Genomic DNA, 13326 nt, shown 5'->3' with positions numbered 1-13326 from the left:
GTCGTCTCGTCCGCCGTCCTGCACGCGGGTCATGCCCCCGGACCGGCCGTGAGCAGGCCGGACAGGAGCGCGCCGAAGGTGGCCTGCAGCTCGGACCGGACCCGCGGCCGATCGGCCTCGCCCGCCCCGGCCATCTCCTGCCCGGCGGTGCCGAGCATCCCGAAGACCACCGAGACCAGCGTCGGCGTCATCAGCGGGCGCGGGATCACACCGTCGTCGGCCAGCACGCGCAGGATCTCCTCGATCACCGCGACCGCGTACCGCTCCTCGCACGCCCGCCACTCCTGCCAGCCCAGGGCCAGCGGCGCCTCCCGGAACACCAGCCCGCTGTAGACCGGTTCCGCGCACTGGTCCAGGAACGCGTCGATCGCCGCCAGTGCACCGGCTGCGGCCCCGTGCTCCTCCCGGACCTGCAGGAACGTCTGCCGGATCCGGTCGTTCCCACGCTGTTCCAGCCGTTCGATCAGGGCCTTCATGAGCGCGGCCTTGTTGGAGAAGTGGTGGTAGATCGCGCCCTTGGTCACCCGCGCGGCCGCCGCGACCTCGTCCAGCGACGTCTTCGGATACCCGCGCCGGATGAACAGCTCGGCCGCGCTGTCCAGCACCGCGTCGCGGGTCGTCTCGGTGTACTCCGTGCGCCGCGACTTGACGGGTTCCATGACGCCTAGGATATTACATACTCGCAGTACGTACTCTGAGTATGTTCAAGGAGGCGAGTATGGATCCGACCCCGCGTCCGACGCCCGAGCAGTACCGGCGCCAGCGCCGTCTGGTGGACGAGCTCCTGCGGCACGTCGAGGCAACCGGCCACCCGGAGATCCCGTGGCGCGCCCTGCCCGCGCTGGCCGAGGACTTCGCCGACGACCACGCCGTGCTGACCCACCTGGCCGCACGCTGGTCACGCACGCTGGCCGCCGTGCTGGACCCCGTGTTCGACCTGGCCCCGGACGACCGGGAGCGAGCGGCCGCGCGGATCACCGCCGACCTGGCCGGGCGGCTACCGGCCCTGCACGCGGTCCTGCGCCGGTATGCCGACCACCCGGCCGTCCGGGACGCCCGTGTGGTCGACCGGGCCCGGTCCGGTCTCGCCGGTGCACCGCTGCACGCCGAGCACGTGCCGGCCCGCTGGGCGGCGGGCGCCCCGGCCGCGCGGCGCTGCCGCGTCCGCGCCCGACTCCGGACGGCCGTGACGGCGTGATCGGTCCGGCCGGCGCCAGCCGGCGGCGGCTCCAGGAACCCGGACCCCGCCCTCGCGCCAGTTCCCGCCGCTCGTGTTCCCGGTCACAATGATCGGGAACGCGCGCCCACCCCACGTCCGCGGTGGCGGGCGCACCGAACCGGAGGAGGCTCGATGGCGAGGACGATCGACGGGAGCGGGATCGACACGGTGCTGCAGGAGGCGGTCGACAACGGCGCGGTGCCGCACGTGGCCGCGATCGTCGCGGACGCCGACGGCGTCGTCTACGAGGGCGCGGCCGGGGTGCGCCACACGGACAGCGGGCCGCAGCCGGTCAGCACCGGCACCCACTTCCGCATCATGTCCATGACCAAGATCGTCGCGACCGTCGCGGCGCTCCAGCAAGTCGAGCGCGGTGCGCTCGACCTCGCCGCCCCGGTCGCGAGCTACGTCCCGGACTTCGCCGAGGTCCAGGTTCTCGAGGGCTTCGACGGCGACACCCCGAGGCTGCGGGCTCCGAAGACACCGGCGACCGTCAAGCACCTGATCACGCACACCTCGGGCCTGGGCTACTGGTTCTGGAACGCCGAGCTCAAGAAGTACGAAGAGGTCACCGGCCTGCCGAACGTCGTGCCCGGGGACATGGCCGCGTTCAAGGCGCCTATGGTCGCCGACCCGGGCACCCGTTTCGAGTACGGCATCAACACCGACTGGCTCGGCCGGGTGGTCGAGGCGGTCGCCGGCACCACGCTCGACGTCGTGATCAAGGAGAACGTCACCGAGCCCCTGGGCATGGACGACACGATGTTCGCCCTCGACGAGGCCCGGCAGGCGAACAAGACCCCGGTGCACGTCAAGGGCGAGGACGGCGGGTGGATCTCGGCCGGCAACGTCCTCCCGGACGACCCGCAGTGGTGGCCCGGTGGCCACGGGCTGCACTCGACCCCGCGCGACTTCATTCGTTTCGAGCGCGCACTGCTGCGCGGTGGTGAGCTCGACGGCACCCGCATCCTGACTCAGGAGACCGTCGACGCGGCGTTCTCCGACCAGCTGGGTGGCATCCCGATGCCGACCGAGATCCGCACCGTCGACCCGCCGATCACCGACACGCTCACCCTCGGCCCCGGCTGGACCTGGGGCTACGGGCTCCTGCTCAACACGCTGGACCTCCCCGGTGCACGGCGGGCGTGGACCGGGGCGTGGGCCGGCCTGTTCAACACGCACTTCTTCGTCGACCGCACCACGGGAATCTGCGCCTCCCTCTACACGAACTCGCTGCCGTTCATCCCCAAGGACGAGGCGTGGAAGGTGTACGGCGACTTCGAGGCGGCGCTGTACGCGTCGCTGTAGGAGGGGAGGGCACCGTCGCGGCCGCCGCCCGTCCCGCCCCGGTGTGTCGACCTGGAGCCGGGGCGCGGTGGGCGGTCGCCGGCGGGGCTTCCCACCGCGGTCCTCGCCGGCCCGGTCTCGACCGGTGCGGCCGGTGCCACCGGGGCGGGCACCGGGACGACCGGACGGCTGTCGAGCTGCGCCTGCAGGTCCTGCTTCTGCGGCTGATCAACACCTCACCCAGCGTCGAGCCGCACGCTTCCGCCCCAGGCGAGACGACAACGTGCTGATCGACCCCCGTCGGACGGTGACCCGCACCTTTCGCCCAGCCCGGGACGGAATCGCGCTGATCAATACCCGAGCCCGCGGGTCACACCCCGGACGGCCTCGTCTCCGGTTCCGGGTCGTCGGCCGGCTCGGCGCGCACCGGCTGCAGCGCCGTCGTGTCGCCGAACCAGAGCAGCGCGTCGTATCGGTCGCCCAGGGTGGAGGGCACGTAGTTGCCCCGGTGCTCGCGCTCCGGGTGGTAGACGACGCCGATCGCGCGGTGCCCCAGTGGGCTCCGCAGCCACGACGGCTGGTCCGGCGACGGCGGGAACGACAGCACCGAGGCCTGGTCACCGAGCGCGTCGTGCAGCAGGTCCTCCGCGCTGCCCGCGCGGCCGGCGGGCACCGGCAGCCGGCAGGCGGGGGCGCCCCAGTGGTCGCCGGCCATCACCTCGCCACGGTGGCCGGCCTGCCCCACCAGCACCACGCCGTCGTCGGCGTGCCGCTCGCGGGCCAGCCGGCCCAGGTTGGTCATGCCGTACGCGACCATGTCGGTGGCCGCGGCATCGCCGATGTGGGTGTTGTGCGCCCACACCACGCCCTTCGCACCCGGGCCGGCATGCTCGAGCAGCCGGTCGAGGGTGTCGGCCATGTGCTCGTCCCGCACGTTCCACGACGCGGCCCCGCCGCGCACCGCGGTGCGGTAGTAGCGCTCGGCGCCGGCCACCACGGCGGCGTTCTGCTCTGCGGCGAACCGGTCCTCGCCGCCGTCGGCCGCGGCGCCCCGCTCGCACAGCGCGGTCAGCACGTCGACGACGGGCGCTTCGCAGTTCTCCGGCACCCACCGGGTCGCCCGCGCGTACTCGAACGGGTCGGTCCCGAACGGCTCGAAGCACGCGTAGGCGGCCCGCGCCGCCTCGGCCAGCTCCGGCTCGTGTTCGGACAGCCAGTCCAGCACCGCCGTCATCGACCGGTACAGGCTGTAGACGTCGAGCCCGTGGAAGCCGACCCGCTCGGCAGCCGGCAGGCCCGCGTTGTGCGTACGCAGCCACCGTGCGGCCGCGGACACCGCGGTGTTGGCCCACATCCAGGTCGGCCAGCGGTCGTAACCGCGCAGCACGCGGTCCGCGTCCGCGGGAGCCTCCGGGTCGCCGACGACGTAGCGATGCACGCGGCGGCTGTCCGGCCAGTCGCCTTCCACGGCGACGAACCCGAAGCCGCGCTCGGCGACCAGCCGGCGGGTCAGCCGGTCCCGCCACGCGTAGAACTCGTGGGTGCCGTGCGAGGCCTCCCCGATCAGCACCAGCCGGGCGTCCCCGATGCGCTCGACCAGGTCGTCGAGGTCGGCGTCGGTGCGCAGGGGCCGGGCCAGCGCCCGCACCGCGTCGATGTCGCGGCGGCTCACGTACGGCACCCACCTGCCGGCCGTGCGCCGTTCGTCCTGCCCGGCTCCGGCATCGTTCCTCCTCGGTCGTCGCGTGCCGGGCGCCTACCCGCGACCCGGCGCGGCTACTCGCGAGGACGGTCCGGCGCGGCGCGCAGCACCGAGTAGCCGTGCCGTTCGGTGGGGGCCACGTCGACGAGCCGCCAGCCGGCCGCGACGAGCAGCGCGGTGAAGTCCGCCGCGGTGCGCTCACGGCCCCCGGTGCAGACGAGCATGTTCAGGTCGCTCATCAGCATGGTCGGCACCTGCGTGAGCTCGGCCGGATCGGCGGGCAGCACCGGCTCGACCAGGAACAACGCGGCGTTCGGGGGCGCGGCCGCCCGGATCCTGGCCAGCAGCGCGGTCGCCCGGTCGTCGTCCCAGTCGTGCACGACGCTCTTGACGACGTAGGCATCACAGCTCGGGACCTCGGCGAAGAAGTCACCGGCCTCGATCCGGCAGCGGTCGGCGACGCCGGCGAGGACGGTGGCGGCGTCCCCGAGGCCGTCCGCGGTGTCGAACAGGACGCCGCGCAGCTCGGGCCGGGCGGCGAGGAACGCGGCCAGCAACGTGCCGTTGCCGCCGCCGACGTCGCAGAGCGTGCCGGCGCCGTCGAGGTCGCAGGCGGCGACGATCGCCGGCGCGCCGGCCCGGGTGCCCTCGGCCATCGCCTCGGTGAACACCGCGGACAGCGTCGGGTCGGCCGCGATGTGCGCGAACGCCGTCCGGCCGGTCACCTTCTCGAACGACGGGGCACCGGTTCGCACGCTCCACCCGAGCTCGCCCCAGGCGCGCCAGGTGGCGTCGCCGCAGAACAGCTGCGCCAGGTTGCCCAGCGAACCGGGGGCCCCGGTGCGGAGCAGGTGCCCGGCCGGGGCGAGCTCGTAGCGGTCGTCGCCGGCCGCGGTCACCAGCTGCAGCCCCACGCCGGCCGTGAGCAGCCGGCGCAGCGACGGCGGGTGCGTCCCGGTCCGCGCGGCGAGCGTGGTGACGTCGGCGGGCCCGTCCGCGAGCGCGTCGGGAACTCCCAGCTGCGCCAGCGTGCGGAGCAGCTGCGCGGGGAAGAACCCCCACAGCAGCCCGAACAGCCGCTCACGTTCGGCGCCGGCCTCGGCCGTCCCGGCGGCGGTCACGGTGACTCCTGCGCCCGGTCGGTCCCGCCCTGCCGGCCGGGAACGGTCCCGGCGGGTCCGGGCGCGGTGATCGGGAACGGTGGCTCGGAGTTGGGGTCACGGACGATCGGATCGGTGCTCATGGGCGGGACGCTAGGCCTGCCGTGGCGGGTGTGGCTTGGACGAATCGGCACTCCCGCTCGACCCGTCCGCCCTGTCGATACCCAATGCGATGGATGCGTCACACCGCCCGTGGCTGCGACCATTGCGAACCTGCATGGTCACGCTCCGGCTTCGAGTGGCTACCGAGGGATCCGGGTGAACCGATCCGTAACCGACGGTGTCGCGGCTCGTCCCAGCAGCGTCTCGATGCAGAGATCCCGTTCCCGCGGGTCCCGCTCGACGTGGCAGGCGGAAACACGGACCACTCACCGAGCCGTCGGGGGAGGTCATGATCGCGGAAGATCGTTGGATCGCCCGGCTCACCCCCCTGGGTGAGGGCAGCGTCGACGACGTGCTCGCGTCCTCGGCGGGCCTGGACGTGTGGGAGCGCCACGGCGACTCGCTGGTGGTGGCCGCGACCGAGAACCAGCTGTCCGAGGTGGAGCGGCGGCGACTGGCCGTCGTCGTGCGGATCTCACGCCAGTCGGAGTTCGTGGAACGGGCCCGGCGTCGGGCCGCCGGTACCGGCGAGGGCGACAACGACAACCAGGAAGGCGGGCCGAGATGACGGTGATCGTGAAGGTGACCTCGGACAGTCCACGGGCTCCACTGGAGCACCTGCTGTCCTCGCCGCTGGGTCTCGACGTGTGGGAGGTCAAACCCGAGCACCTGGTCCTGCAGGCCGCTCCGGCGCAGGCCGAGCGGCTCGAACACATGGGTTACGCCGTCGAGGAGCTGCAGCAGACGCAGGCCTACCTGTCGACCTTCGCCACCGACGAGGCACTGGCCGGCTTCCACACCGTCGAGACACTCACTGCGGACCTGCAACGGCTGGCGGACGACCATCCCGACGTCGCCGAGCTGCACGAGATCGGCCGGAGCGTGGAGGACCGGCCGATCTGGGCCCTGCGGATCGGAGAACGACGCGGCAACCCGCTCAAGATGGTGTTCCTGGGCTGCCATCACGCTCGCGAGTGGATCGCGGTCGAGGTGCCGTATCTGCTCGCCGAGCACCTGGTGACCCGGTCGGGCACCGACCCGGTTCAGCAGTGGTTGCGCAAGGGCGAGATCTGGGTCGCCCCCATGGTCAACCCGGACGGACACGAGCACACCCGCACCCAGGACCGCTTGTGGCGCAAGAACCGACGGCTGAACCCCGACGGTAGCCGCGGCGTCGACCCGAACCGCAACTACGGTTACATGTGGGGGACGCTCAACATCAGCACGTCCAGTCACGTACCCCGCGACGAGACCTATGTCGGGCCGAGGGCGTTCTCCGAGCCCGAGGTCCGCGCGGTGCGCAACCTCGTCGCCCGCGAACTGCCGGCCGGGGTGCTGACCTACCACAGCTACTCGCAGCTGATCCTCTACCCGTGGGGCTACACCTCCACGCAGATCGCCGACGCCCACGACCGGCGGGAGATGCAGGGCCTCGGCCAGGACATGGCGCGGTTGATCCGGCAGGTCCACGGCGAGACCTACACCGTCCAGCAGTCGTCGGCGCTCTACCCGACCGCCGGAGACACCACCGACTGGACCTACGGCGAGTACGGGGTGCCCTCGTTCACCATCGAGCTCCGGCCCGACACCCAGGCCGAAGGTGGCTTCATCCTGCCACCCGACCAGATCCAGCCGACCTGGGAGGAGAACCTGCCCGCGGCGCTGCAGTTCATCGGGCACGTGTTCGACAAGCAGCCGTCACCAGTCTCGGAGTAGCGCTTCAGCCGCGGCTGGTGTGCTTTCACGGGCCTCAGCGAGGAACGGAACAGCCGGCACTCCCGCCGATGGGCCGTCTCGTCGTCGGCCGGCCGCCCCTCAGCGCCCGGTCACGTCGGCCACGATCCGCTCGGCGAGCCTCTCCGACGAGAACGGGTTCTGTCCGGTGTAGAGGTTGCGGTCGACCACGACGTGCGGCCGCAGCGGAACGAGCGCCTTGGAGTAGTCGGCGCCGTTCTCCCTGAGGCGGTCCTCCAGGTACCAGGGCGCCTTCCAACCGAAGGTGTTGAGCCGTTCCTCGACGTTGGACAGCCCGGTCATCCGGTAGCCCGCGAACGGCCAGCCGCCGTCGTCGTCGCGAGCGGCCAGCGTCGCGGCGGGCGCGTGGCAGAGCAGGGCCAGCGGCAGGCCCGAACGCAGCCGCCGGGTCAGCAGGGCACCGGATACCGGATCGACCGCGAGGTCCTCCATCGGGCCGTGCCCGCCCGGGTAGAACACGACGTCGAACGCGGCCTCGTCGACGTCGTCGAGGGAGCGGGGCGAGTCGAGCCGGTCCTGGATGGACTCGAGGTACGCGGCGACCTCACGGATCTTCGACGGGCGTCCCGCGGTACGGGACATGCTCAGCTTGTCCAGTGTGGGCGGCATCCCGCCGGGGGTCGCGATCGTGACCTCCCAGCCGGCCCCGGTGAAGATCCGGTGCGGGACGGCGAGCTCCTCACCCCAGAACCCGGACGGGTGGACGGTCCCGTCGGAGAGCGTCCAGCGGTCGGCCGCGGTGACCACGAACAGGACCGAGGTCATCGTGCGTACTCCTTCGTTGCGGACGGCCGGGCGGCCAGCCAGCTGCGGTAGCGGCGCAGGGCGTGTCGCCGCCGGACCTGCTCGACGGCCAGAGCGTAGGCCGGGAACACGCCCGGTGCGGTCGGGGCTCCGCGGGCGAGTCGCCGCAGCTGGCGCCGGACCTGGGCCATGCTCGCGGCGGAGGCCAGCGGCTTGTTCGACCAGGTCACGGGCCGCAGCGCGCGGCCGGCCTCCTGTCCGCGGCGCCAGCGGTCCGGCAGGTCCGGGGTGACGGCCAGGGACGTGCCCATTCCCACGACGGCGACGCCGCCGGCGAGCACCTGCTCGGCGGTGGCGCGGCGGGTGATCCCGCCGGTGAGCATCAACGGCAGCGGACTGGTCGCGACCAGATCCGTGGCCAGGTCGAGGAAGTACGCCTCGCGGGAACGGGTGCGCTCGTCGGCCGGGCGCCCGGTCATCGCGGGGCTCTCGTAGCTGCCCCCGGACAGCTCGACCAGGTCCACGCCCAGCGGGTCCAGCCAGCCGATGACCCGGCGCGCGTCGTCGGCGTCGAACCCGCCCCGCTGGAAGTCGGCGGAGTTCAGCTTCACCGCCACCGCGAACGACGGCGACACCGCGGAGCGGACCTCCCGCACCACGTCGAGCAACATCCGGGCCCGGTTCTCCAGGGAACCGCCCCACTCGTCGGTACGCCGGTTCGCCAGCGGGGAGAGGAACTGCGAGAGCAGGTAACCGTGCGCGGCATGGATCTCGACGCCGTCGAACCCGGCCTCCTCCGCGCGGGCGGCCGTGACGGCGAACCGCTGCACGGTGTCGGCGATCTCCCGCGCCGTCATCGCCCGGGGGCTGCCGAACCGGCTGCTCTGCCGGCCGAGGTCGACACCGACCGCGGACGGGCCCCACACCACGCCCGGCATGTCCGCCTCGATCTGCCGCCCCGGGTGGTTGACCTGCATCCACACCGCGGCGCCGCCGGAGCGCCCGGCGCGTGCCCACTCGCGGAACGGCTCCAGCGGCGTGGCGTCGTCGAGCACCACACCGGCCGGGCCGGTCAGCGCCTCGGCGTGCACCATGACGTTGCCGGTGATGAGAAGCCCGGTACCGCCGGCACTCCAGCGCCGGTACAGCTCGAACAACCGGTGATCGGGCAGCTGACCCTCCCCGGCCAGGTTCTCCTCCATCGCGGCCTTGGCGATCCGGTTGCGCAGCACCGCCCCCGAGGGGAGGTGCAGGGGTGAGAACAGTTCGGACGGCATGCGGTCCTCCATACTCGGTCACCGACGTGAGACGATGTGTGCACCGCACACATTACCGACGGTGCGTGAGCGCTGTAAACATTGGGAGCGTGATCCGTGTCGCAGGCGACCGCCTCGTACCACCACGGCGACCTGCGCGCCGCCTGCATCCGCGCGGCGCGGGAGCTGCTGGAGGAGACCGGGGACTCCGGGCTGTCACTCCGGGCGGTGGCCCGGCGGGCCGGTGTCTCGCAGACCGCGCCGTACCGCCACTTCGACGACCGCGAGGCCCTGCTGTCGGCCGTCGCCGCCGAGGGCTACCGCGAGCTGGCCGCGGCCCTGGATGCCGCCCACCCGGAACCCGCACGCCCCGGCGACCTCGCCGACATCGCGGTCGCCTACGTCCGGTTCGCCCTGGACCACCCGGCGATGTTCCGGGTGATGTTCGCCGAGCCGTGCGACCCGAACAGTCCCGAGCGGGTCGCCGCGGCCACCGCGATCAACGACTACCTGCACGCGACCGTCGCCCGCGTGCTCGCCACGACGGCGCCCGGGACCATGGCCAGGACGCTCTGGGCGCTCGCGCACGGCCTCGCCTTCCTCCACCTCGACGGCAAGTTCGACGCCGCCGACCCCTCGGCGGTCGAGCGCACGGTCCGCGCGTCGGTGGCCGCGGTGCTCGGAACCCCGGCACCGCACTGAGCGACGACCCGGACACGCGAAAGCCCCTGGCGCGGTGTGCTACCAGGGGCTTCGTGGAGCCGCCTGCGGGAATCGAACCCGCGACCTACGCATTACGAGTGCGTCGCTCTGGCCGACTGAGCTAAGGCGGCGTGGTGCGTGGCAAGTGTAGCGACCGCCCGCCGCGGCCTCGCCGACCCCCACCGGATCACGGCGCCGCGCGGTCGCGGGCCGCGTCGGTGCCGGTCACCCCCGGTACAGGGCGGTCATCATCGCCTCGACGGCGATCCGGGGTTTCACGTTCTGCTCCAGGGCGTCCCGGCAGGCCAGGACGGCCTCCAGGCGGCGCAGCGACGACTCCGGCCCCCACTCCGCGGCCGCGACCCGGACCTCCCGTTCCCGGTCCGGGTTGGTCAGCGGCACCCCGGACCCGGACGCGGCCACGATCGCGTCCCGGTAGAACCCGGCCAGGTCGACCAGGGCCCGGTCCAGCGCGTCGCGCTGGGTGCGGGTGGCCCGGCTCTTCTGCCGCTTCTCCAGGTCGCGCTCGGCCGCCTTCGCCGACCGGGCCGCCGCGGCGGCACCCTTGCCGGTGCCGCCCGCGCCCATCGCGACGGCGAGCTCCTCGCGCTCGGACTCGTCCCGGGACGCCCGGAGCTCCTCGGCCTCCGCCTCCGCGGACCGGATCAGCACGTCGGCGTGGAAGAACGCGTCGCCGAGCCGGCGCAGCTTCGTCGGCACGGCCAGGATCTCCTCGCGCCGCGCCCTGGCCTGCGCGTCGCGGGCGAGCCGCCGGGCCCGGCCGACGTGCCCGCCGCACACCGACGCCGCCCACCGCGCCTGCTCGGGCTCGATCCCGTCGCGGTCGCGGAGCACCCCGGCGACCGCATCGGGGGACGGGCTGCGCAGGTGGACGGGGCGGCAGCGCGAGCGGATCGTGACCGGCACGTCCTCGGGATGGTCGGACGGGGCGCAGAGCAGCCACACCGTCTCCGGCGCCGGCTCCTCGACCGCCTTGAGCAGCGCGTTCGACGCGCCCTCGGTGAGCCGGTCGGCGTCGGCGATGATCACGATCTGCCAGGCGCCGGTGGCCGGGCGGCGGGCCGCCAGCTGGACCAGGGCACGCATCTCGTCGACCTTGATCGAGAGGCCTTCGGGGTTGATCTCCCGGACGTCGGAATGGGTGCCGGCCAGCGTGGTCCGGCAGGCCGCGCACTCGCCGCACCCGTCGTAGCGGCACTGCAGCGCCGCGGCGAACGCCCGGGCCGCGTTGGACCGCCCGGAGCCGGGCGGGCCGGTGAACAGCCACGCGTGCGTCATCGCGGTCGGGTCCGCGGCCGCGGCGGACAGCTCCGCGACGGCGGCCGGCTGCCCGACGACGTCGGCCCAGACCGTCACGACGCGCCCTCCCGCATCCCGGCCGGCGGCAGCAGCGGCAGCACCCGCTCGAGGACCCGGCCGGCGACCTCGTCCTCGCTGCCGTCGGCGTCGACCACGACCGAACGCTGCGGGCCCTGCGTGGCCAGCGTGCGGGCCAGCAGCCGCTGCACCCGGGCGTGCTCGACCCCCGCGACACCCGGGTCCGGGCGGGACGCGGGCGCCCGGTCCAGCAGCACGGACAGGTCCGGCCGCAGCCCGCCGGTGGCCCAGCGGGCGAGGTCCTCGAGCTCGCCGTCGTCCGGCCCGGCGCCGATCTGCTCGGCAGCGGCACCGAACCGGGCGAGCGGGCTGGCCATGAAGCGGTCCATGACGACCACCGCGCCCTCGTCCAGGGCGGGGCGCACCTCCCGCTCCACGAGATCGGCCCGGACGGCGGCCGCGGCGAGTGCCTTCGCGCGCAGGCCGGCGAGGTCGGCCTCGCGGGTCGCGGCGATCCAGCGGGCGGCGTCGTGCGTGCCCGGGCCGGGCTCGGCGACCCGGTACCCGTGCTCGCGCAGCGTGGCCGCGAGCCGGCGGGCCTGGGTGACCGTCTCCTCCGGGGTCGCGCCCTCGACCGCCACCAGCACGCCCGCACCGGTCCGCCGTTCGCCCGAGCGCAGGGCCGAGACCAGGTCCTTGACCAGGGGTTCGAGGCCGCGCTCGTCCATCTGCCGGTAGGCGATCGTGCCGACGACCGCGGCGACGAGCCCGCCTCCGGCCAGGACGAACCGGGTGCCGTCGACGACGAAGGGCACGTCACCGATGGTGATCGTCCGGGTGGCGACGACACCCACCACGACCGGCACCAGCGACATCGACCCGAGCAGCACCAGCCGCACCAGGGACTGGACGAACGCGTTGATCCGGCCGCGGATCCGGTCGTCGACCTGGGTTCCGATGATCGTCAGCCCGGTGAGGAACGCGATCCCGGCGAACGCGCCGACGAGCATCACCGCGGCGATCGCCATGAACAGGTGCACCGCGACGGCGACGACGACCAGCGACAGCCCGGCCGCGACGATCGCCGTGCCGAACAGCCGGTTGTGCGGCAGCCGCTGCGCCAGGCGCGGGCCGATGGCCATCCCGAGCGCCAGCCCGGCGAAGACCGACACGAACAGCACCGAGTACGCGGCGTCACCGCCGCCGAGGCTGGACGCGTAGAGCTTGGCGGTGGCGATCACAGCACCCCCGGCCGCGAACGCGCCGATGATACCGACGACCAGCCCGCGGACCAGCGGCGTGTCGACCACGAACCGGAAGCCGTCCCGGAGCAGGAACAGGATCGACGGCGAGGCCTCCCGCCGGTCCGCGGCCGCGGACCGTCCGGAGATCTCCGGGATCCGGAAGAAGACCACGAGCGCGGCGAACAGGAACACGAACGAGTTGAGGAACAGCGCAGCGTTCACCGCGGCGATCGGATGACCCTCGTCGATCAGCGGCGCGAACTTCGTGACCAGGGCGAACAGCCCGGCGCCGCCGATCACCGCGACGCCGTAGGTGACCACAAGACCCAGCTGCGCGGCGGCCTCCATCTGATCCGGGCGGCGCAGCAGGTTGGGGACCGCCGCGTCCTTCGCCGGGATCCAGAACATCGTGCACAGCTCGATGAGCAGCGTGACCGCCAGCAGCCACCACAGCGACTCGACGAACGGGATCGACGCCAGCAGCCCGAACTTCAGCAGGTCGCAGGTGACCATCACCTTGCGCCGGTCGAAGCGGTCCGCGAGCACCCCGGCCAGCGGACCGAACACCAGCGACGGGACCAGCTTGGTCGCGACGACACCGCCCAGCGCGAAGCTCTGCGCCGTGTAGCCGGACTCCGCGGTCAGGTGCGTGGCCAGGGAGGTGAGCGCGAGCAGCGACATCCACTCGCCGGTCGCGGTCAGCGCGGTGACCGACCAGAGGCGGCGGAACGCAGGGATCGCCAGGACCGACGACACGCGATGCGCGGTCGACGTGGGCTGCGATGACGCGATCGCTGCTCACCCCCTGACACGACGG

13 protein-coding genes and 1 tRNA gene are annotated in these 13326 nt (G+C 73.3%); 5 read left to right on the top strand and 9 right to left on the bottom strand.

Annotation, left to right across the window (positions count from 1 at the left end; all coding sequences use genetic code 11):
- Nucleotides 1-29 precede the first annotated feature (29 nt).
- A complete protein-coding gene (locus H7X46_RS27015; protein ID WP_186362021.1) occupies nucleotides 30-659 on the bottom strand; it encodes a TetR/AcrR family transcriptional regulator in 630 nt (209 codons plus the stop codon).
- A gap of 59 nt (nucleotides 660-718) precedes the next feature.
- Between H7X46_RS27015 and H7X46_RS27010 the strand changes: the two genes are divergently transcribed.
- The gene (locus H7X46_RS27010) at nucleotides 719-1198 is read left to right on the top strand and encodes a hypothetical protein (protein WP_186362020.1); all 480 of its coding nucleotides are present in this window, start codon (nucleotides 719-721) and stop codon (nucleotides 1196-1198) included.
- 153 nt (nucleotides 1199-1351) lie between these two features.
- A complete protein-coding gene (locus H7X46_RS27005; RefSeq protein ID WP_186362019.1) occupies nucleotides 1352-2527 on the top strand; it encodes a serine hydrolase in 1176 nt (391 codons plus the stop codon).
- A 349-nt stretch (nucleotides 2528-2876) separates the two neighbouring features.
- Here H7X46_RS27005 and H7X46_RS27000 read toward each other — a convergent pair whose 3' ends face one another.
- From H7X46_RS27000 to H7X46_RS30235, 3 genes are all read right to left on the bottom strand, one after another.
- Nucleotides 2877-4178, bottom strand: coding sequence for an erythromycin esterase family protein (locus H7X46_RS27000; RefSeq protein WP_370588999.1), 1302 nt, complete (start codon nucleotides 4176-4178; stop codon nucleotides 2877-2879).
- Nucleotides 4179-4282: 104 nt separating this feature from the next.
- A complete protein-coding gene (locus tag H7X46_RS26995) occupies nucleotides 4283-5329 on the bottom strand; it encodes a methyltransferase (protein ID WP_186362018.1) in 1047 nt (348 codons plus the stop codon).
- Nucleotides 5326-5451 (bottom strand): hypothetical protein, encoded by a 126-nt coding sequence (locus tag H7X46_RS30235; protein WP_255426231.1) that lies wholly within the window; start codon nucleotides 5449-5451, stop codon nucleotides 5326-5328. Before H7X46_RS30235 ends, H7X46_RS26995 begins: the two co-directional genes overlap by 4 nt.
- Nucleotides 5452-5759: 308 nt before the next feature.
- On the opposite strand from H7X46_RS30235, the gene H7X46_RS26990 reads away from it, so the two are divergent.
- Both H7X46_RS26990 and H7X46_RS26985 read left to right on the top strand, forming a co-directional pair.
- The gene (locus H7X46_RS26990) at nucleotides 5760-6038 is read left to right on the top strand and encodes a hypothetical protein (protein ID WP_186362017.1); all 279 of its coding nucleotides are present in this window, start codon (nucleotides 5760-5762) and stop codon (nucleotides 6036-6038) included.
- Nucleotides 6035-7186, top strand: coding sequence for a M14 family metallopeptidase (locus H7X46_RS26985; protein WP_186362016.1), 1152 nt, complete (start codon nucleotides 6035-6037; stop codon nucleotides 7184-7186). The genes H7X46_RS26990 and H7X46_RS26985 overlap by 4 nt, the downstream gene beginning before the upstream one ends.
- A 99-nt stretch (nucleotides 7187-7285) precedes the next feature.
- Here H7X46_RS26985 and H7X46_RS26980 read toward each other — a convergent pair whose 3' ends face one another.
- A complete protein-coding gene (locus H7X46_RS26980; protein WP_186362015.1) occupies nucleotides 7286-7990 on the bottom strand; it encodes a type 1 glutamine amidotransferase domain-containing protein in 705 nt (234 codons plus the stop codon).
- Complete coding sequence (locus H7X46_RS26975) at nucleotides 7987-9246, bottom strand: NADH:flavin oxidoreductase/NADH oxidase family protein (protein ID WP_186362014.1); 1260 nt, start codon at nucleotides 9244-9246, stop codon at nucleotides 7987-7989. Before H7X46_RS26975 ends, H7X46_RS26980 begins: the two co-directional genes overlap by 4 nt.
- Before the next feature lie 96 nt (nucleotides 9247-9342).
- On the opposite strand from H7X46_RS26975, the gene H7X46_RS26970 reads away from it, so the two are divergent.
- Nucleotides 9343-9927 (top strand): TetR/AcrR family transcriptional regulator, encoded by a 585-nt coding sequence (locus H7X46_RS26970; RefSeq protein ID WP_186362013.1) that lies wholly within the window; start codon nucleotides 9343-9345, stop codon nucleotides 9925-9927.
- A 54-nt stretch (nucleotides 9928-9981) separates the two neighbouring features.
- Here H7X46_RS26970 and H7X46_RS26965 read toward each other — a convergent pair.
- From H7X46_RS26965 to H7X46_RS26955, 3 genes are all read right to left on the bottom strand, one after another.
- Nucleotides 9982-10058 (bottom strand) — tRNA-Thr (locus H7X46_RS26965).
- 94 nt (nucleotides 10059-10152) lie between these two features.
- Nucleotides 10153-11304 (bottom strand): DNA polymerase III subunit delta', encoded by a 1152-nt coding sequence (locus H7X46_RS26960; protein ID WP_186362012.1) that lies wholly within the window; start codon nucleotides 11302-11304, stop codon nucleotides 10153-10155.
- A complete protein-coding gene (locus H7X46_RS26955) occupies nucleotides 11301-13265 on the bottom strand; it encodes a dTMP kinase (protein ID WP_186362011.1) in 1965 nt (654 codons plus the stop codon). The genes H7X46_RS26960 and H7X46_RS26955 overlap by 4 nt, the downstream gene beginning before the upstream one ends.
- Nucleotides 13266-13326: the final 61 nt, after the last annotated feature.

The organism is Pseudonocardia sp. C8 (assembly GCF_014267175.1).
Classification (GTDB): Bacteria; Actinomycetota; Actinomycetes; order Mycobacteriales; family Pseudonocardiaceae; genus Pseudonocardia.
The sequence above is the reverse complement of the archived record's forward strand: the minus strand, read 5'-3'. Positions and strand labels throughout refer to the sequence as shown.